Raw genomic sequence first — 20,583 nt, 5'->3', positions numbered from 1 at the left:
GCGTCCCTATCTAAGCCCCTTCACGTAAGTTCCGCCTGTCGTTTTTCCGGAAGGGAAGTACGCGAGCCCACCTACATCCGCCGGAGTAATCTGGGGATATAACTGAAGATATTCATTCCCATAATGTTTCCCGGATAAATCTTTCGTCGGAATCACAATAATTCGACCGTCGCCCTTCTTTCCGTCAGCATAACCAATTTCCCAAGGGCACCATCTAGACTGAGTAGAATTCCCTGTCGCTAGGAACAGGAACCAATCGGCAGAAGCAATGCGGCTTTGTATTCTGCTTGCGGTGACGCGATCCGGTGACTCGGGCATCTCGGCATCCTGCCAGTCAATGTAGATATCCCAACCAGCTTCATGTAGAAGTGTTTGAAGCCCGATAGCAAGTAACTTGTCAATATGACTGTGGCACAAGAATGCTGTTGTCTGTCCCGCACGCGCCGTCAGGCTCTTATGTATCACTCCACGTTGCGATGCGCTTGTCAGGTCAGATTGGGAAATAGGCATATCGATCCATTCGTTAAAGTTAAAATTAAATAAATCCAATTTACAAACATTAATTAGTTTTACTTTAATAATATTGTCGAATATAACTATAAGCCTTCTCAAACAATTCCTCTTCGGCGTGCAGCTTGTATTTGAAAAGCGCTTTCCGCAGCGCTTTTTTTACCTCTCGCTCACCGGCCTGAGTACCTTGCCAACCGGGGAAACGAACAAGTCTCACAATTTCATCGATGTCGGTTACGACTCGTTCAACCATAATTGGAGTTTCCGCAGTCTTGACTTCATTAAACAAATCGGTCAGTGCCGCCTTGCCACGATCATCATCTTCTTCCTGAGGCACCTCGTGTTCAGCCTGCAACGTTTCCTTGGCGATCTCCAACAACTGCTTCAGGAAATCGACACTATTGATCTGCCCGGATTCGAACCGATCCTTCAATGCATCAAGCCTTTCTGAAAGCTGCCTAAACTTTGGATTACCTAAATGCTTGCGCATCCTCCGTGCCAACTTGATTTCGATCTCTTTGGCATTTTTGGGATCTGGATTCGAAAGTACCGCTTCCAGCAAGTCAGCGTCTAGGACGAGCGTATCAAGGTCGTCGCGCAGCGCATCCACGTGCACGTTTTGATGAATCAGCTCAATCGTTTTTGCACCAAGCGAATGCCAAATTAGCTTGCCGTGGCCACTTGATGGTTGTACCGACTGATAAACCTGCGACAGCCATTTGTAGTCCTTCTCAAAGGCCCCAAGCACACTATCAGGTGATAGTGCTTCCCAAATTTTATTAAGTATGCTGAACTCAGCGGCAAAATTATCGCGAACATCGTTATTGGGTAGACACTGTTGCGCCGCGATTAGGCCCTCGTAACCCTGTTGGGCTCGGTCGATACCGGGAAAGAATGCCAAGCATTTTTGCATCGCTTTCGGTAACTTCTCTTTCAATTCCTGGATGTTACTGACCACCTGCTTGACGCTTTGATCATCAAATTCCAGGGCCGCAGCCACATCATCGAAAATGCCGAGGTAATCTACGATCAGCCCGTGCGTTTTCTGCTCTGAGTAGGTCCGGTTTACCCGGCAAATCGCCTGCAACAGAGTATGGTCGCGTAGCGGCTTGTCCAGGTACATCGCCTGTAGAATAGGCGCATCAAAGCCAGTCAGAAGTTTAGCCGTGACGATGATTAGTTTCAGTGGATCGGCTGGATCGCGAAAGCGATCAAGCAGTCGCTCTTCCTCATCCCGCGAACGATCGTAGACTGCGTACTCTGGATGTTCTTTCTTGTCGGACGCTTGGACCGACATCACGATGTCAGTGGCTTCTGGCGGTAGCAGCTTGTCCAACTCAGCCTTGAATAGCAGGCAGGATGCACGGTCAAAAGTGACAATCTGCCCCTTGAAGCCGTTGGGCTCCACCTTGGTCTGGTAATGTTCTACGATGTCCTCGCATACGCGCTGAACTCGCTCTGGCGTCTTTACCAAAACGGCCATCTTAGCTGCAGTTTTTGCAAGATTGTCTTTATCGAGATCCGACAGTCCGCCGGTCAGATCCTTGTAGGCCGCATCGATAGCAACTTTGTCGATATGAAGATTCACCAGCCGTGGCTCGAAGTGCAACTTCAACGTGGCGCCATCGCGGATCGACTCTTCGAAGCCGTAGCGGCTCATATAACCTTTTTCATCCTCGTCGGCGCCAAAGGCGTAGAAAGTATTACGGTCAGCGCGATTAATCGGCGTACCAGTTAAGCCAAATAGAAACGCATTGGGCAATGCCTCGCGCATCTTGCGACCCAAATCGCCTTCCTGCGTGCGGTGCGCTTCGTCTACCAAGGCAATGATGTTGCTGCGATCGTTCAGGCTGCCGCTGGCCTCGCCGAACTTGAAGATCGTTGTGATGATGATCTTTCGGGAGTCTTGCATCAGCAACTGCTGCAGCTTCTGACGGGTCTCAGCCTTCTCCAAGTTGGGGATATCTGCCCCGGTGAAGGTGCCGGTGATCTGGCTGTCGAGGTCGATCCGGTCCACCACGATCAGCACCGTGGGATTCTTCAGACCGGAATGCATGCGCAACTTTTGCGCCGCAAACACCATCAGCAGCGACTTGCCCGACCCCTGAAAGTGCCAAATCAGCCCCTTCTTGGGATAGCCCGCCAGCACGCGCTCAACCAGTTTGTTGGCCGCCTCGTATTGCTGATAGCGGCAGATTATTTTGATGCGGCGCTTTTTCTTATCCGTGGCAAACAGCGTGAAGCTGCCCAGGATATCCAGCACCACGTTCGGCCGCAACATGCTCTCAGCCGACAACTTGAGTGTTTTCAGCGGATGGTGCTGAGCATCTCCACCGTCCAGATGCCATGGGCCCCAGTCCTTGACCGGTAAGCCAATCGAGCCATAGTGATACTCCTTTCCCTCGGTCGCGACGGAGAACACATTGCAGACGAACAGCTCGGGGACAAACTTCTCGTAGTCGGCATGCACCTGTAGCGCACCATCAACCCAGCTAATGCACTTTTTGACCGGTGTCTTAGCCTCGATAAGCACCAAGGGCAAACCGTTAATCAACAACACCAGATCAGCGCGCCGCTCGGTGGGGCCGGCACGATAGGTGAACTGCTGGGTGACGATGTATTGGTTCTGTGACAAGTCATCCAGATCGATCAGCCGTACCGGCACATGCTCGTTATTCAGGCCGAAAGGCATGGAGCGCTCACCACGCATCCAAGCGGTCATCTCCTCATTGGCACGGATCAGGCCATCCGAGCGCACCGACAACACGATAGCGCGGAGTTTATAGAGCACTTCGTCGGCGCGATCGGGCTGTGTGGCGATTTCCTGGTTCAGTCGAATTAGCGCTTCCCGCAGCCACGACTCGACCACTACTTCCTGAATCTGACGCGGCACGTCAGCTGGTGCCACATAACGCCAGCCGATGCCTTTGTGGCTAGGGCCGTAACTGGCCAGCGGCTGCTGAACGGCGTTGACAGACAGTGCCTTGACCGGACCAGCGAGCAGATCGCGGACGTAGGCTTCTACAGTGTTGGACTCATTAAACATTCGATGCCCCCGGCGCAATAAGTTCTCTAAGTGCGTTCTTCTTTTGTTTGCAACCTAAATTCCATCGACTCAGCAACATGGATCCCGCAGACTCAATGGCGGCAAAGTGGTCAGCAACGGCAGTTTGCTCATCCAGCGTCAACACAGGAATCAAAGTCCCCTCAATGTCAAATCTGCTTATGTGAGGCAGGTCCGTTCCTTTTTGCATTCGCTGTAGTTGCCATTTGAAGGACTCCGAGTGTAAGAATGCCCAAAGGTATTCAGGTGTGATTTCGCCAGTCAGACGAAAGCGGCCAACCCGCTGAAGGAGTAATGCCGGCAAATCGGACTCAGCGATTCGAGCGATCTTGAAGCCCTCGGCAATGAAAGGGCGATCCATTGCGATTACTAGATCACCAGCATTCAGGACGTAGTTGGATACCTCATGGCGTCGGGCAACAGGCCAGTAACAGGTGATGGCGTCGTCCCAGATCAATCGATTCACTCCAACATTAGACCCTCGGAGAAGTCGGTCTCCGTGTGGCGCGTATTCGGCGCTTTTGAACGGAAAGCCCACTTGCAGAGTTGCTATATCACCGAGCCTTACCAGCGGCCTGCCTCGATAGGCATCGGGAGCTTCCAAGAAAGTCCTTACCTCAGATATCGGGAATGTTCTTTCGGCAAGTGAAGACTTCAGCACTGTGGAGGCGGCTGTTGCATCGCCCAAGCTTTCAGAAATCTCTTCAAGTGCATCAAAGATGCCGACGAGGCGACGCTGCTCGTCCACCAATGGCAACGCGAACTCTTGCACTGCCATTGTCTTCCAGTTGATTGTCGGCGACAAAGATCCAACAGATATCTCAACTGCTCGATCCATGAACAGATCGCTCTGCATAAAGAAGGGCAAGAACTCTCGAAGCACGACCTCGGGTTTGGCACGCACCACCATTGCATGCGCCGAACAGACACCGTCGAATTGCGCAACGCCGAGCTTGCGTTGATAGGCGCGGCGACGACCAAAAATGATGTCCCCCTTCTTGAACATCAGCTTGGTTGCCTCCACATCATGCGGCGTGCCCCAGCGGCGGATCTTCAGCGAGTCAGCATCGAGGTGTTCCAGGCCAACGTAGTGCTCCATTCCGGACTCAGAAGGGTTGTCGATACGGACATTAACGTTAGTCGCCATCTGATCAAAGCGCCAGACCTTCCAACCTGGCTTAAGTATTTTTTCTATCATTGGTGTTGGCTTAAAAATGGCATGGCGTATCCAACGAACTCATCATGTTGGGTTCGTTGCTCTCGCCATCTATATGGATTGGAAGGAGGCGTTTCTCTGTGTTTGGCAACCGTCAGTACAAGTCGCCTTTTAGCTCGCGACATTCCCACGAAAAATGCGCAGCGCTCTTCATCGGCTTTCCCCCAGAAAGTCTGATCCTCAACACCAAGGATGATGACGGAGTCGAACTCCAGCCCCTTGCTCTTGTGGATGGTCAGAATACGTACCGCCTGGTCATCGGAAAGGCGTTCAAGCGCCTTGGGTAAATCGGGTTCGAGCTTGAGTAGTTCTTCGATGTGTGCCCTGGTTTCTCGAATGACCTCTTTGAGCCGATCAGGCGATTCATAGTCCGGCGAAAGCGCTACAAGGGTTTCAATGCCGACTTGGTTCAAAAAAACTCGCACAGATTCCCACCAGCTTGAGAATGGCTCATCAATCAACTCAAGAAGCGCTGTGCTCTTCCTCTGGGCCTTTATCAATCGGTCAAAATCCCGTCGTGTGTTCGCCTGAATTTCATCGTCTGCGAATGGGACCAGTTGGTTCATCAACCGAACCCAGGCTTTGGGTTCACGTTTGCCAAAGATGCAAGACAGGTAATCGACCACCAAGCGCGCAGCGGGCTCTGTGGTGATGTCCTGCATTTGCTGTTCATTGCGGAAGGGTATCCCACGCGCTTTCAATGCAGCCATTAGATGATCAGCATAAAGGTCAAGTTGTTTGGAGACGAGTATGGCGACCTCCGAAAGGGGAACCTGTTCCTTTTCAATCCACCCATTAATCAGATCCGCTAGGTGTTCCGCCTCCTTACAGCTATCCTCGAAGCCCCAAGCGAAAACCTCCCCTTCATCTCCTTCGATTTGTTCATCGGGCATGACGGATGCTTGATCGAGCACGCGAATGATTTCGTTCTGCATTCGCAGCAGACGCGGCTTCGAGCGAAAGTTACGATACATGTTGAGCGGTACTGCCCCAAAATCCGCCGCGAAGGTCTGGAAAATACCATCAAGAGCACCGGCCCAGCCCATGATTTTTTGCTTCGTATCGCCGACAGCAGTAAGTCGAATGCCGGTACCTTGGAAAGCAATCTTTACAAGCTCATACTGTAGATTGGTACAGTCCTGAAATTCGTCTAGGAAAACGTCGCTATAGGTCTGACGGATTGCGTTTCTGCAGACCTTAGATTCATTGAGTATCTGGATTGCAAATGGTATAAGTTCATCAAATGTGATTTGTTTGCGCGCAATCCTCTGTTTACCAATCGTGAACCCTGCGTCAAGAGCACTATTGCCGGTCAGCACAGGACGAAATCGGTCGATAATTCGTTTAGCAAACGCATGAAAAGTGTGGCTATCAAAACGCGCGGCGAGGTCTGCACCACACCTGCGCTGAACACGCTCCTTCAGGTTTTTGCTGGCATCGGCCTTGAACGAAATCGCCAGAATCCGCTTTGGATAGTGACAGGTGCCGGTGCGCAAGAGAAAGTCAGCTCGCTGCGCGAGCATTTCGGTTTTTCCTGCACCAGGCCCTGCGGTCAAGGCAAGGCAGCGCTCCTGCTCCTGAGCTGCGCGCAGTGCATTTGGCTCAAGTATCAGCCCGTCCGCAGGCTGCCATGTTTTGACGGCAATCACTCGGGCAACTCCGCGAGTTTGGCGATGACGGCGTCTGCCAGTCTCCCAAGCGATTCAGGCATTTTCTCAAGCAACTCTTTATCGCTCAACTGAGCCAGCGCATCGATGTGCGCGGCTGGCTTACTGCCTAGCTTGAAGCGTTGATGATAGGTGCCAAACAATTTCAGCTCATCGGCGCTGTATTGCGATGAATTGTTGTGGCTCTTGCCCAAAACGGCTTTAATTGTCGGTTCATCTGGCACTTCTTCCTCAACGCCATATGAATCCGGATAGGCAACAAGCAACGCAAAGTCGAGATCCAGCGGGGATGAAAAGAATACGCCGCGATTTTCAAGCTCTTCAAAGATATCCTGCTTCTCATCACCGAAAAAATGATGAGTGCGAATAGGCGTTTCATCGGCATTCCATTTTGGAATCGGCCAATGTGCAGGAAGCACTTTTGTCGGTTCAAACATTGCGAGTTGATCATTGACATTCTTGATCCGCCCCCATCCAGCTTGATAGCGAGCCACATCTAGATCAAGCAGGGTTAAATATGGGATCTGCAATACAGAAAGCAGGCGCCAGAAATGATTGACGTGCCTTCCTCCCAGTGGCGCTATCGTGACTGCTGATTCATCCATTGGTGCGCCCTTTGCCCGTAGAACGCGTGGCAGCACGATTTCTTCACTATCTCCTTCACCCAGGACGACTAGGCGCGAAAAATAGACTTCAGGAAACGCTTGGACAGCCTCGCGCACAAATTTGTGCGCTACATCGGTCTCCTCCGGCAATTGGATGCTTGTAATTCGTGATTGACGTACATCTGTGAGTCGAAGGTAGCGAATGTGTTCGGGATCAACTCGCCTCAGCATAGATGGCGCATGCGTGGCAATGAGGGCTTGAGCATCCTCGTTCTTCGCCATACAATTCAGCGCGCTTACGATACGCCCCAAGTAATGGGGCGAAAGACTATTCTCAGGCTCTTCAACTGCAACCAACGTAAATACGGGTGGCCTCAACTTATCCGGGTCGAAAGACTTGTCGTCACCGGCAAGGACCGCGCGACCGATAGCCTGTGACGACAACACAAGGGAAAGATAGAGCATCGACTTCTGACCGTCGCTCAGCCGAGAAAAATCGACCAGACTCTCATCGTGCCCAGGTGAAAATGATACTGACATGTGTCGCAGCAAAGCTTCAATTTCTGAGGCCACAAACGTGATCTTCGGATCAGCAAAGAAATCACCTTTGTGCAGAGATCCCCATGCTGTTTTCAGACTCTCGCTGAGCGCGTGGACTGATGGATTGGCTGCCAAGCTGTTACTGATCTGGTCGGTGAGGCCCTTAATCGCGTCGCGCTCCTCTTTCCATTGCACAGCGCGGAGCATTCGTCCTAGAAGTGCATTAGCACCATATGCGATATGGTCAGCTGGATCCCGCCTTGCAGGCAAATAATGAACGTGGATATGGTTACGTTCGGCTCGCGGTACTTGTGCAGTACTGAGTGGTGAACCATCTGGATTTACGTCCAGCACATACACAAAACTTTCCTCAATATCGCCATCCAAACCCATAGTGGCGCTGAAACGATAGCGCACGCGCGGGATTCCATCCTGCTCATCCAGTCGCATGTGCCCAAAATGCGGGGCAACTGCACTGCTATCTTCGTCTTCATCTAATTCTGGAAAGATGAAATCTGCTTCTATCCAGAGTTGCCGCTCACTAGGCGCATCTTCTTCATCAAACGGGACGTGAAAATCGGAACGCAGGACACGGCGCAGTGAGGGATCGAAAGCGAAGAGGCGACACAGGGCCTGCAATGCAGCAGTTTTTCCCGAACCATTGGGACCAATCAGGTAAGTGATGTCTTCTAGTGTGAGTTCAGTTGGTTTTTCCCCAAAAGACTGAAAATTTGATAGCCGAATAGTGTTTAGTTTCATACTGAGTTCTCTTTCTCTACCAAACCATCCAGTGTTGTCACCAGGACATCCATTTGCAACCAAAATGCGCGGCCATCAGTTTGCCATTTGTCCCAGACGGAGCGCAGCGATATCGCGTCACCATTGTTGTCGGTTGCTGGAGCTGCAGCAATGCGCTTCACATAAAGCGGGATCGACAGGTTGCCCACGTTGGTGCTGATCTCTGCCAGTGTGGCGACCTTGGCGAAACCCGGCACATCAGCAAAGGTGTTAAAGGCTGCCAGGATGCGCTGCTGGTGTTCTGGTTTCAGGAAGCTTTGCGCGCGCTCCCGCGCGACTTCGTTCACCGCGTCGATGAACATCACTTTGCCTTTGCGATCAGAAGCCTTTTTACAGTTACAGATGAGGATGCACGACTCCATCGGAGAGTTGTAGAACAGGTTGGGCCCCAGGCCGATGACGGCCTCGACCCAGTCCTGCTCAATCATCTTTAAGCGCATGAGCTGCTCTTCGTTGCGGAACAGCACGCCATGCGGCCAGAGCACTGCGCTGCGGCCCTTGGCCGTAAGACTGGTCAGGATGTGCTGCTGGAATGCGTAATCGGCCCGCCCTTGCGGCGGTGTGCCGAGGGAGTTTCGGCCCCATTTGTCACTGCTCCAGGCCTCGCGGTTCCATTGCTTAATAGAGTACGGTGGATTGGCTAGGATAACGTCGAACTGACGAAGGCGGTCACCCTCGATGTGCTTGGGATCGGCCAAGGTGTCGCCCCGGATGATTTCGAAATCCTCCACACCGTGTAGAAACAAGTTCATCCGGGCGATGGATGACGTGATGAGGTTGCGCTCCTGCCCGTAGAGCTTGAGCGTGCGGTACTCACCGCCGGAGCGTTTCACCTCGTCCAGTGCCGAGATCAACATGCCCCCGGTACCACAAGTTGGGTCATAAATCGACTCGCCCGCCTGTGGCGCCAACAATTGCGTCATCAGATGGACAACGGTGCGGTTGGTGTAGAACTCGGCCGCCGTGTGGCCGGAGTCATCCGCGAATTTCTTGATCAGGTATTCGTAGGCGTTTCCGAGCTCATCCTCGGGCACGTTGATGACCGACAGTGTCTGCGTCGAGAAGTGTTCTATGAGGTTTTTCAGGGTTTCGTCAGGCAGACGCTCACGGTTGGTCCAAGACGCGTCACCGAAGATGCCGTCGAGCAGATCGGGGTTGGCGGTCTCAATCGCACGCATCGCTTTCTGGATCGCTGCACCGACATTCTTGGGCACTTGGCGTACATCGTTCCAGTGCGCGCCGGCAGGGATCTGAAAGCGATGATTCTCAGCGAATTGCGCATAGGAGAGGTCGCCGTTTGAGTTGGCCAGCGCTGCCTGATACTCCTCTTCCCATACATCGGCTACGCGTTTGTAGAAAAGCAAAGGGAAGATAAACTGCTTATAGTCACCGGCGTCGATGAGGCCGCGTAGCAGCACCGCTGCGCCCCAGAGGTAACTTTCCAGTTCTTGCTGGCTTATGCGTTTGCTTGGGTGACTCATTTCAGCCATCCTCCTTCCGTCATGACTTGCGCGAGCCGTGCCTCGGCCTCGCGACAACGAATGAGCGCATCCTTAAACGCCGTAATAGCATCAGGCAACGGCGGGATGTCTTCCTGCAGGGGAGGCAAAACGTACCGCGAGATGTTTAGCGTCCAGTCTTCAGCCTTAATCTCATCGAGAGTGACTACCCTAGCTGCATCTTGTATATCGGCAAAGCCACGATACCATCCGAGAATGTCCTTCGCATGCTCAAGCTCCAGATAGTTTTGCGCCCGGCCTCGGCGGAATAGGCGTGAGGCATCAGCGATGAGAACTTTCCTCTTTTGCTTGGCTGACTTGCGCTTGCGCAGGATTAGGATGCACGCCGCAAGGCCGGTACCGTAGAACAGATTGGGCGCCAACCCAATTACGGCTTCGACCAAGTCCATTTCTAACAACTTCTGACGGATATCACCTTCAGCGCCTTTGCGAAACAACGCGCCTTGAGGCAGGACCACGGCCATCCGCCCAGTCACATCGGCCATCGACATGACCATGTGCTGAACCCACGCGAAGTCACCGCTTGACGATGGAGGAAGACCGGCAAAATTGCGGCCGAAGGGATCGTTTACCCACTGGTCCTCGCCCCACTTTTCCAGCGAGAACGGCGGATTGGCAATTACACAGTCGAAACTGGCCAGCCGATCACCATCGAAGAAAGCCGGGTTACGCAGGGTGTCGCCCCGCACCACTTGAAAATCCTCAATGCCGTGCAGGAACAGGTTCATCCGCGCGATAGAGGAGGTGGTGAGGTTTTTTTCCTGTCCGTACAGCTTACCCCACAGGCGCTTCACTTCGCCGTGCAATTCTTTGACGTGCTGAACGGCGGCTAGCAACATGCCGCCTGTACCACAAGCCGGATCGTAGATAGTCTCGACTTCTTTCGGGTCAAGCATATCGATCATCAACCGGACGACGCTACGCGGGGTGTAGAACTCACCAGCTTTTTTGTTCGTGGCGTCGGCGAACTTCTTGATCAGGTACTCATAAGCATCGCCAAGCAGATCGGAATTGACGTTCTTGTTGCCAAACGGCAACATTGAGAAGTGCTCGATCAGATCCTTGAGCAATGCATCCGACAGCCGATCTCTGTTCGACCACTGGGCGTCGCCGAACACACCGTACAATGAATCCGGGTTGGTCTTTTCGATCTCGCGCATCGCATGTTGCAACGCGGTGCCGACATTGTTCGCCTTGGTACGAACATCGTTCCAATGGCAGTCCTCTGGGATTTGGAAGCGATGCGATTCCGGGTACCACGCTAGTTGCTCATCGCCGGTTTCATCGACGATCTCTTGGTACTCCTCATCCCAAACATCACATATACGCTTAAAGAACAGCAAGGGGAAAATGTAGGTCTTGAAGTCAGCAGCATCCACTGGGCCACGCAAGATATTTGCGGATTCCCATAGATGGTTTTCGAGCTGACTCAGCGTAATCGGGTGCTCGCTCATTTATTTTTTTCCTGAATAGACTTCTCTGGCATGCGATAGCCCGGCGCAAGCTTTGCGCTGCTTACACCATATAAGGCCAGCGGATCTCTGAGCCACAGTCGGTATTGTTCTTCTTTGAGACTGTGATCTGGCGAAGCATCAATGCACCAGCGAAGCAACATGTAGCCAGCTACAGCAGCCCTGACTCGCAATCGAATTGACCCATCCTGCATCCCATAGTCCATCTGGATAATCTCCGGACGACTGAGGCGTGGGTGGGGCACAAGATCCAGTTCCACTATCCGGGTCCACTGAATGTCGGCATCCATACGTTCGTTGGCCACAGATTCCTCATTGAGAATGGTTGGATTCTGAATTCGCGTAATAACGAAATCTCGAAACTCCCCGGACTTGCGATCAAACGCCCGGACATGCCATCGCAAGCCAGTATCAACCAGTGCGATGGGTACGATAACGCGCTCCGACTCTCCACTGCTCATAGATTGATAGCGAATTGCCACTGGACGCTTAACATGGATGGCCCGACAGATCGGCGCAAGCACCTCCATCCGAGGACAACTCAATGTCGCTGGAAATTCGCAGGGAAGTAGCGACCTTGGCTCGCCATCCACCCCATCGCCAAAACCTAGCGAGAGCACCGACAAGACGCGCTGAGGAGGGTGTTCAAAAATTGGGGCAAACTCACCACTAATACGGTATGTCTTGCTGCTATTGTCAAAATCAATATTTTGCGGCGCCAGCTCTCGGTACATTGCGATGTCACGGGTAGCGCCAGCTGGCGCTACACCGAAACGAGCAGAAAGATCTGGACGACCTATCTCCCCCATAAAATACAGGCGGAACTCAAGGTAAGTTAGTCGTTCGCGCTGACCCTGACTCAGGTTTCCGACACGCTGCGGATGCATCTGCAATCGCTCCTCATCCATGAAAATCAACGAAAAGGCCAAATTCACACTGCATTCTGCTCATTATTTACTCAATAGATCATCAAATTGATTAGATAATACATCGATATTTTGCTGAATACAATTGATTTCTGGTTGGCATTTCCGCATAACTGCGCTGATCGGTGAGGTCCAAGCGAATCAACATCGTCGCCCGCGCCTCGGCCCGAATCGAGGGGAATTTCGCGTATATATGATTTTCATGGTTGCACCCGACTAAAGCCCGAAACCCTGTACATGTCTTCGGGCCTTCTCACCCAGACACAGAAAAAGGAAATCCCACCAATGATAGACATCACGGCAAAACCGACCTGGCAGTGGTCAAGCAAGAACGCCAATACACGTTCGACCAGCACGCGAAGCAACAATGCAGGCGCAATCGTTATCAAACAGACCTTGCTACCGCGCAGCCTCGATCTGGCCTTCTCGCTCAAGTACCGGCGCTGACCGACCAGTAACACCTCGCCCCAATCCACTTGAATCCCTATGACCGCAAAGTCATGGGGATTTTTATTTTCTGAAGCATCGACATACAACACGAGATCAACATGACAAAAACAAACCCCACGGATACGTCGCCGACGATTACCGAATCATTGACGCCCGCCGACACGGCTGCGCCGGACGCCGCCAGCCTGCAATCGCTCTGGCTGCTCAAGGACGGCACGGCCCCCAAGTTGGGCGCACGCGCCGAAGGCAGCATCAACTACAACGTATTCGCCGACAATGACCGCCAACAACTTTTCATCGCCATCACCGGCAACAAGGGCGGTGGCTACTTTAGCAAAGAGCACGTGGACATGACGAAGATCGATGCGTGCCTGGACGCGTCCACATCTGCCAAGCCCTTTCCATCAAAAACCTTCAAGGAGGCTTTCGTCGGTCGCAGCAGCAATAACGCCGGTTTTCTGGTCGCAGTCCTGCGCCACGAAAAATTGTTAGCGGCAGCGCCTGAAGCCGAAACGCAGCATGTTCGATCTGGCGATTGGGCGGCATGGAAAAAATCGATGCTCGCCGAAACCGGAAAGCTGATCGAGATAGCCATCAAGGATGCTGACAAAAAGCCGCTCGAAACTGCGCCGATTCCGGAACACAAGGAACACACAAAAACGCTGACAGTCCCACGCAAGAAATCGCCCTAAGTCACAGTGTGGAGCCGATCACGTGCCGATCGGCCAGTGCGTAGCTTTTCCTTGCAAAGACTCAACCGACCTTATCAGGAAAAAGTATGAAATTTTTCACAGGCGTCATGTACGTCATGTACGACGGCAGGGAGTTCCCCATTAGCCGCTCAATATGAGCACCGTATTGCGGTTCTTTAATTTTCCAATAACATCCTGACTGATCAATTCTTGAAGCAATGCCTCCAGCTATACCACTCAGGTATTTCCTATGGCTTGCTTATCTATGATCGCGTACGACAATGAGTTCATCGATCCATCTCTCCTCGTAGGGATCGGGCTTTTCGAGCTTGGAATGGTGCACCGTCAGATCGTCGTCGGTCATCTGCTTGCCCGCTGTGCGTAATGTGCGGTTACGCTCGCGAATGACCTCCATGTCGGTATCCAAATAGACACAGACCTTTGGCAAGTCGTTGAATCGGGAAAGCGAGTGAACGAAACGGTATCTATCAACGTTCGATAGATTCATGGCGTCAAAGATGACGGGGTGGCGGTCTGTCGCAACAGTCCCTTCCTCTGCCCAAGTGCTCTTACCCGAGCAAGGCAAACCTACCAAGACATAGAGGCGCATTTTGAGCTTGCGAGAGAGCAGTTCTTCCAACTTCCTATAGGCATTTCCCCATGCCTCGTTTTCCAAAGCCTTCGAGCCCAACTTGTACCTCCCGCCGGTAGTTCGGAAATTATCCGGAGAGACAACGTGCTTCTGAATGCGGGCCGCTATCGCGGCCGCGACCTTACCCTGCTTCGGTGTATTTGCAATGGTGTTTTCCAGTTCGGCCACTTTGGCGAGCAGCTGGGTCATCCGCTGCCGGTTGTGATCCAGCTCACCGCCATCATTCGAGGACTGGGCCTTGTAATACGCCAATTCCCGTTGTAATGGTTCGCAGTCACTCAACAATGTGGTGTATCGCTTTTTCAGTTCTTCAAGTTGTCTCTTGTCGTCCGACTGCTCAACGCCCGCGCCTAGGTTCTTTTGGAACTCAAGGACTTCCTCTCTGAAGGCGATGTATTCAGCCCTATCCGGTGAATCTTCCTTGAGCCGGAAGCCATGCAAATAGACTTTGTCGACGCCAGCATCGGTGCATATCTTTGCAATCGATACGTCATGCTTCTTGCCGGACTGACGGGCGACTTCCTGCCGCCTGCCGAAGATTTCTCTCAGTTTGGCGAGGCGCTGTTTGTGCGTGCGCTTTTCGTCAGACATTTTTCAGTACCGGTTTCTCACCGTTGGGCGTTGACTCAGGATCGTTCAACAACGCGGCGATGCCAAAAACTTTTCTGAGCGGCGCCCGGTACTGTTGGATGAACTGCTTTGCACTTTCTACGAAGTGTTCTTCGGTAAATGCATCGCCGAGCTGGTGACTTAGCAGAGCGCGATACCAGTTCAATGTTTCGAGAACGGAAGTCGACCAAGGGCCGAGCACGGCTTCGGTGCAGCTTATGCCGATGCATTGCTGCGGATTGATGTCGGAGACGTGTTTGAGGATTTCGGGGTCAATATCTTGGGTCTTGTCACGGTTTGCACGTTTCGCGCATGGTGGCTGGCTGGTGTCGGACGGGTTCCTCATGCACTGCACACCAAACGGCGTCAGGAAGGCGCACACAGAGCCGCTACTGATTCTCTGTTCGAGAAGTTCAATAAATGACTTCAGAATTTCCGCATCGCTCAGCGAGTGCGATTTCTGCTTTCCTGCTTCCATACGGGATTTGTGCGCTTGGTATCCGCGCTCCAGTTGTTCGCCCTTGATTCCGGCCAGCCGTCCCTGCGATGCGGCGAGTCCCATTGAGCGGGCCGTTTCGGCGAAAGCACTTACCTTTTGAGCTTCGCGTTCCGCAACGAACGCTAGGTTGTTTTGGAGGTAGACGGTCGGCATAACATTGTTGCTGTGGCCGAATAGCCGGCGCACGAGGAGGAGCGACAGGTTGGAGGCAGAGCCCAACCATCCCGCAACGGTCGTGCGGTAGCAGTGTGCGGAGTAGGGGCCTCCGGTGGTTGGGCTAATAAAGGGGATGTTGAAGTGCGCTGCAAAGTTTCGAATGATGAGGTTCAGCGAGTCTCCGTAATAGTGTCGTGTTTCGACTTCGTCGTCGGTACCTCTCTTTACGTCAGCAGTGGCACGTGCGTTACGGTCTAAGTGGAAAGTCCCTGCGTCAATCAAGTACGTTGATTCGGTAAACTTGATTTTTTCAAGCAAACGGATTGCCTTGCTAGTCTGGTCAGGGACTGGAAGGATGATCACGTTGTTGGTTTTCTGGATATCCGCTCGCAAGTAGAAGAGCATATCGATCCGTCCACTCGCACTGCAGGCGCTAACTTGCAGCCCGCGCACGTCGACGTTGCGCAGCCCGGTCGTCAGAAGGATGACATTTACGCACGCCCCACGCGCAAGATAAAGCAGATCGCGCAACCAACGGAATATGCGTCCGGCTATTAGCCTTGTCTTGGATATTCCGCTGATGTCGGGTGTGGCCATGATGTGGCCAAAGATCGGTTCGTACTTTTGAAGCAAGCCAATCACGATCGCCCTTTTGTATTTGACATCGTGAAAGTGCTGGGCCACGATCGGCGTAATCGCGACGAAGTGATCGAAGTGATCATCAATCAGCTTCAATGAGTTCTCAACCAACGGCTGCACGGTCTCCGTAGGCAACGGTTCAAACCCTTCTGCTGTCGAGAATGTCACGCTGAGGTCGACGGCCCTTTTCTTTACCCATTTTGTTATCGAATCACCAGACCTTTTCCAAGGCAGGCGGGCGTGGATTTGATACACCGGAACCTGCTCAGCGACGTGAGTGGCAAACATAAGGAAAGCAGCAACCTCAGTGCAATTGTTGATGAATTGAGATTCTGTTTTTTGCGATACTAATTGAATATCCAGCATGACCATCAGATCTTCATCGGTTAGGTGACTCAAGCCAAGGAGGACACTGCCATCCTTTCCTACAAGTAGTTTTTTGTTGCCGATTAGCGGAATTATGCTGTTCTTGAGTCGACCGAGTTTCCCCATTGCCGTCCCGACCTCAAGATCTCTGTCAGAGATAGCATCAAATAGAAACGCTTTGGTTAAGACTTGCAGTGCTGCTTCACTAGTTTCAAGAAGTCTCCAATTGATGCCAGTGCGCGAGCCTGTACCTGGATTATCTGTACTGAACCATCTATCGTCTTCGAATTTGCAATTTGTTCCATGGACTGTTTTGCCTTTGTATTGACGCTCCAAGTCGTGTATCAGCGCCCACTGAGACTTCGCCAAGTCCGCAGGCGAAATCTTCCCGCCTTGAAGTTTGACGATGGAAGCGGTATCAATTTTTAGAGTGTTTTTCATGGTCACATCCTGTTCGGGGCGATGATTGGTGGCAGGGATACGCGCCCTTGATGCGCTGCAATCCACGCCTGATCAACAAGCTGCCGCCCATTCTTTTTGTCTTTCTCGATGTAGCGGGCTAAGGCATCATGGGCGATGCACCACTTGTCCTCGAATAGCGCCGGCCAGATGATTGGGTCTTTTTGTTGCTCGGCCTGGTACTGGAGGATTCGCAGGCAAACGTAGGGCAGATGTTCTTTTGTGATGATGCTCTGCTCACAGCCTAGGCAAAGATCGTAATGGCGACATTCATCGGCAATCGCCACCTCGTGGCTCGGGTTTTGGGGGTCAGCACAGTGACATAGAAAGACTTTCTTCTTGAACGGGATTGTCTTACTGCTTTCGATCTTACTTTTGCACTTCAGTTCATTCAACTTTTGTCCAGTGATCGTCGCGATGGCAATGTCTATTACGCTACGACCGACGGTCGACTTCATGATGTAGTTGGAAAGCGTTGTATCCAGATTTCCGTGGTTCAAGTCATCCCGCAGCATTTCAGCCAATTCGTTCATATCCTTGATATTTTTCATCCGGTCCAGCAGTTGCCCAGATGTAAAGACTTTGCGAAACTTGGTGCTGTCGATGCTCGAAAGTTGCTGGTCGCTTTCGTCGATCACCGGATATATCTCCCAAAGATTGCGTCCGGCTTGGCCGGCCGTGCACCAAGCGCCTGTGAAAGGTTTGTCGAATTCAAAAAAGGGGCCATCCCCGACCTTGAGGTATCGCTCATAATCGATCAGCATTTCGTAAAGTGGACTACCCTTTACGATGATCACTGGGATGACTTTTAGTGGTGAGTTCCCGGTCCGCGCTTTAGTTCCGTACAGATTGATCTCGGTTTCAGTACTGTCCTTCTTGACAAAGATTGTGTCACCTCGCGTAAGGATCGACCTTCCATCCTCGGCCTTGGAAGGAATGGTCAAGACGACCTCCTTGTTAATGCCTGTTTGCATCATCACCAAATTAGCTAAACACCACCCAATTTGGTTTATGACTCCGTTGGCCTCGGTCGGTGTTTTCTTTTTCAAGTAGAAACTGAGAAAAGTCAGCTTACCGCTTGCATGTTTGTAACCATGACGACGACCCATTTCTGCCTGGAATTTGGATACCAGTTCTTTTGTTTCATCGTCTCCATTAAGACGCAATGACGGCAGCGCGCTCTTAAGACCACCTATGAGCCTTCCAGACTGATTCTCTTTGATAACTCCTGTCTTGTGATGCATGAGGTGGTGATCAATAAGAACTTGATAACCACGTTCTTCATCGCGCAGCCACTCGCGCAACAATTTACCGGTGTCGATCGAATGCCCTTTGCCTTGACGCCCTCGGAGGCCGGGGTAAAGCCAGTCCTTGGGCATATCTGCTTCGGTAATTCGTTCATAACGCTTCAAGTATGCAATACGCCGATCGAATTCGTAGACGAATAAGGAGAGCAGTTGATACATGACGACATCGGAGTAATCCCTTGTTTCCGCCAATTCCGAGCTGTGTTCTGGTGAAGGCTTGGCACGTCGGCTTTTTCGGAAAGGAAGGCTCGCGAGCCAACCGGTCTGGGAAGTCGGCTCATAGGCGACAAAAGGTGCGCGTGAGTAATTGAAAATAAATTTTGCACTCGTCCGCTTATCGGCTTGCATGACAGCCAAAAATTCCTTCCAAATGCCTTTGTCGATGTCAGCCAGCGTTACGGGCTTTTGGCGCTGGGTGGCGAGGAATTCCACAAATTCTCGCAATGCTAAAATTCTCTGCGATACCGAACCGTTTGCAAGATGTTTATGTTGTAGATGGTTGATAATCAGTCTTACAAGTTCGATAGCGAAGGAATCCGAGAATCCCAAAGCCTTGCAGTGCTGTAAAAGCGGGGAGTTGGTTTTTACACTACTGTTGAAGTACGGCATCTTTGCCGCTATGACGTCAAGTTCGAACTGTTTGGATTTTTTCAGTCTGACCGTATCAGCTATATCTTCATCAGAGGGTATGGTCAGGAATAAGCGAGTAAGTGTTCGCTGTCCCTGCTGTTGACCTTGGATGTCTATGTATCGCTTGAACAGCGGCAACCCGTCCTGAGGCGGTACCTCTGTGCCGCCACAAGTGAAATCGATTTCTACTGGGGGCTTACTTTTTGTTCCCATTTGCGTTTCTCAGTGAAACCAATTAATAAACATTTGTCATTCTCGATACTGCAGGCAAAAAAAGCCGTAGTCAACTGTTTGATGGGATATAGTAAATTCTGCAAAGGCGAGGGTAATCGTACCCGTCGGCGCGATTGACAGCAGATGGGAATTGCGCAGGCCATTCTTGGCAATCGCTGTGCGGATATTTTTTGGCAGGCGCTGGGCGAACGGGCCTGCCAAATATTTGTCGCTGTCGAATAAAGGAAACGCGTCTTTTTCCTTGGCGAGTTCGGATGAGGCCAGATACGCGGCATCGCGCATGACTTCGGAAATTTTTTGCGCGACGGCGCGACCTTCGTCGGAATCGTAACGCAGGCCCATCATGACCAGCGTGCTGCCGATGCCGAGATAACCCAGGCCGATACGACGCTTGGATTGCGCTTCTGCCTGCTGTTGCGGCAATGGCCAGGCAGTCGCTTCCAGGACATTATCCAGCATGCGAATTGCGATGCCGACGACGGCTTTAAATTGCTCGTAATCAAAACTCACAGCATCCGAGAAAGGCGCAGTCACAAACCTGGTCAGATTGATCGAGCCCAGGCAGCAGCAGCCGTAATCTGGCAGCGGTTGTTCTGCACAAGGATTGGTGGCTTCGATTTTTTCGCAGTAGTACAGATTGTTCTCGGTATTCATGCGTGACAAGAACAAGATACCAGGCTCGGCGTGATCGTAGGTTGAGCGCATGACCTCATCCCATAGCGCGCGCGCCCGCACGGTCTGGTGCACCCAGATGCCGTCTTCGCGTTGATAGGCACCGGCCTCTTTTTTCTCATCGCCAGGTTCGGCTTTGTGTACCAGGCAATAATCGCTGTCGTTGGCGACCGCCTCCATAAATTCGTCGGTGACACCAATCGAGATATTGAAGTTGGTCAGGCCGCCTTGGTCCTTGGAGCGGATGAATTCCAGAATATCAGGATGATCGCCGCGCAACACTCCCATTTGCGCGCCACGGCGCGCACCGGCCGATTCCACCGTCGAGCAGGATGCATTGAACACCTGCATAAACGAGACCGGGCCGGATGCGCGCGAACGCGTGCCGCGCACCAATGAATCTTTTGGCCGTATCGTGGAAAAATCGTAACCGACGCCGCCGCCGCGACGCATGGTTTCTGCAGCATCGGACAAGGCGGTGTAGATGCCGGGTTTGCCATTCGTGGTGCTGGACACCGAGTCGCCGACAGGTTGCACGAAGCAATTGATCAGCGTGGCGTGCAGATCCATACCGGCCGCAGAATTGATACGACCGGCCGGGACGAAGCCGTGTTGCTGCGCCCACAAGAATTTTTCTTCGTAATAGCCGTGGAAATCTGCGCCTTCTACCGAGGCTAATGCCTTCGCTACGCGTTGCTGGACTTCGAGGATGGTCGATTCATCGCCTTTGGCATATTTTTCGAGCAAAACGTCGAGAGAGATTTCTTGCGGCGGCATTTCTGTGATGCCGAGTATTTTGTCGTTGGCGTTCATGTGATGGATAGTCCGTTCTTCCTGGGCAGTCATTGTGGTTGCGATGACTGTTGAGAAATTGTCTGGAAGGCAAATATTTTACTTGCC

13 protein-coding genes and 1 pseudogene are annotated in these 20,583 nt (G+C 52.1%); 2 read left to right on the top strand and 12 right to left on the bottom strand.

What is annotated here, in order from left to right:
- Window positions 1-6 precede the first annotated feature (6 nt).
- The 8 genes from LPB67_RS12685 to LPB67_RS12650 are packed head-to-tail and all read right to left on the bottom strand — an operon-like array spanning window position 7 to window position 12,279.
- On the bottom strand, window positions 7-612 hold the full coding sequence (locus LPB67_RS12685) for a toll/interleukin-1 receptor domain-containing protein (protein ID WP_262837625.1): 606 nt from the start codon (window positions 610-612) through the stop codon (window positions 7-9).
- On the bottom strand, window positions 575-3,556 hold the full coding sequence (locus LPB67_RS12680; RefSeq protein WP_262837624.1) for a type I restriction endonuclease subunit R: 2,982 nt from the start codon (window positions 3,554-3,556) through the stop codon (window positions 575-577). The genes LPB67_RS12685 and LPB67_RS12680 overlap by 38 nt, the downstream gene beginning before the upstream one ends.
- Window positions 3,549-4,772 (bottom strand): restriction endonuclease subunit S, encoded by a 1,224-nt coding sequence (locus tag LPB67_RS12675; protein ID WP_262837623.1) that lies wholly within the window; start codon window positions 4,770-4,772, stop codon window positions 3,549-3,551. Before LPB67_RS12675 ends, LPB67_RS12680 begins: the two co-directional genes overlap by 8 nt.
- Window positions 4,769-6,439 carry a UvrD-helicase domain-containing protein gene (locus tag LPB67_RS12670; protein ID WP_262837622.1) on the bottom strand — a complete coding sequence of 557 codons (1,671 nt, stop codon included), beginning with the start codon at window positions 6,437-6,439 and terminating at the stop codon, window positions 4,769-4,771. Before LPB67_RS12670 ends, LPB67_RS12675 begins: the two co-directional genes overlap by 4 nt.
- Window positions 6,436-8,361, bottom strand: coding sequence for an ATP-dependent nuclease (locus tag LPB67_RS12665; RefSeq protein ID WP_262837621.1), 1,926 nt, complete (start codon window positions 8,359-8,361; stop codon window positions 6,436-6,438). Before LPB67_RS12665 ends, LPB67_RS12670 begins: the two co-directional genes overlap by 4 nt.
- Window positions 8,358-9,881: a class I SAM-dependent DNA methyltransferase gene (locus LPB67_RS12660; protein ID WP_262837620.1), complete on the bottom strand. Its 1,524-nt coding sequence runs from the start codon at window positions 9,879-9,881 to the stop codon at window positions 8,358-8,360. Before LPB67_RS12660 ends, LPB67_RS12665 begins: the two co-directional genes overlap by 4 nt.
- On the bottom strand, window positions 9,878-11,374 hold the full coding sequence (locus LPB67_RS12655) for a class I SAM-dependent DNA methyltransferase (protein WP_262837619.1): 1,497 nt from the start codon (window positions 11,372-11,374) through the stop codon (window positions 9,878-9,880). Before LPB67_RS12655 ends, LPB67_RS12660 begins: the two co-directional genes overlap by 4 nt.
- A complete protein-coding gene (locus tag LPB67_RS12650) occupies window positions 11,371-12,279 on the bottom strand; it encodes a helix-turn-helix transcriptional regulator (protein ID WP_262837814.1) in 909 nt (302 codons plus the stop codon). The genes LPB67_RS12655 and LPB67_RS12650 overlap by 4 nt, the downstream gene beginning before the upstream one ends.
- Before the next feature lie 324 nt (window positions 12,280-12,603).
- Here LPB67_RS12650 and LPB67_RS12645 point away from each other — a divergent pair, with 324 nt between their 5' ends.
- On the top strand, window positions 12,604-12,765 hold the full coding sequence (locus LPB67_RS12645; RefSeq protein WP_262837618.1) for a hypothetical protein: 162 nt from the start codon (window positions 12,604-12,606) through the stop codon (window positions 12,763-12,765).
- 101 nt (window positions 12,766-12,866) lie between these two features.
- Window positions 12,867-13,460, top strand: coding sequence for a hypothetical protein (locus tag LPB67_RS12640; protein ID WP_262837617.1), 594 nt, complete (start codon window positions 12,867-12,869; stop codon window positions 13,458-13,460).
- 259 nt (window positions 13,461-13,719) lie between these two features.
- On the opposite strand, the gene LPB67_RS12635 is transcribed toward LPB67_RS12640, so the two are convergent.
- From LPB67_RS12635 to LPB67_RS12620, 4 genes and pseudogenes are all read right to left on the bottom strand, one after another.
- A complete protein-coding gene (locus LPB67_RS12635) occupies window positions 13,720-14,703 on the bottom strand; it encodes an ATP-binding protein (RefSeq protein ID WP_262837616.1) in 984 nt (327 codons plus the stop codon).
- Window positions 14,696-16,822 (bottom strand): hypothetical protein, encoded by a 2,127-nt coding sequence (locus tag LPB67_RS12630; protein ID WP_262837615.1) that lies wholly within the window; start codon window positions 16,820-16,822, stop codon window positions 14,696-14,698. The genes LPB67_RS12635 and LPB67_RS12630 overlap by 8 nt, the downstream gene beginning before the upstream one ends.
- A 2-nt stretch (window positions 16,823-16,824) precedes the next feature.
- The gene (locus LPB67_RS12625) at window positions 16,825-18,990 is read right to left on the bottom strand and encodes a hypothetical protein (RefSeq protein WP_262837614.1); all 2,166 of its coding nucleotides are present in this window, start codon (window positions 18,988-18,990) and stop codon (window positions 16,825-16,827) included.
- A gap of 96 nt (window positions 18,991-19,086) precedes the next feature.
- A pseudogene (locus tag LPB67_RS12620) lies at window positions 19,087-20,496 on the bottom strand (adenosylcobalamin-dependent ribonucleoside-diphosphate reductase); the annotation flags it as partial.
- Window positions 20,497-20,583: the final 87 nt, after the last annotated feature.

This window comes from Undibacterium sp. Jales W-56 (assembly GCF_025548535.1).
Classification (GTDB): domain Bacteria; phylum Pseudomonadota; class Gammaproteobacteria; order Burkholderiales; family Burkholderiaceae_D; genus Undibacterium.
The sequence above is the reverse complement of the archived record's forward strand: the minus strand, read 5'-3'. Positions and strand labels throughout refer to the sequence as shown.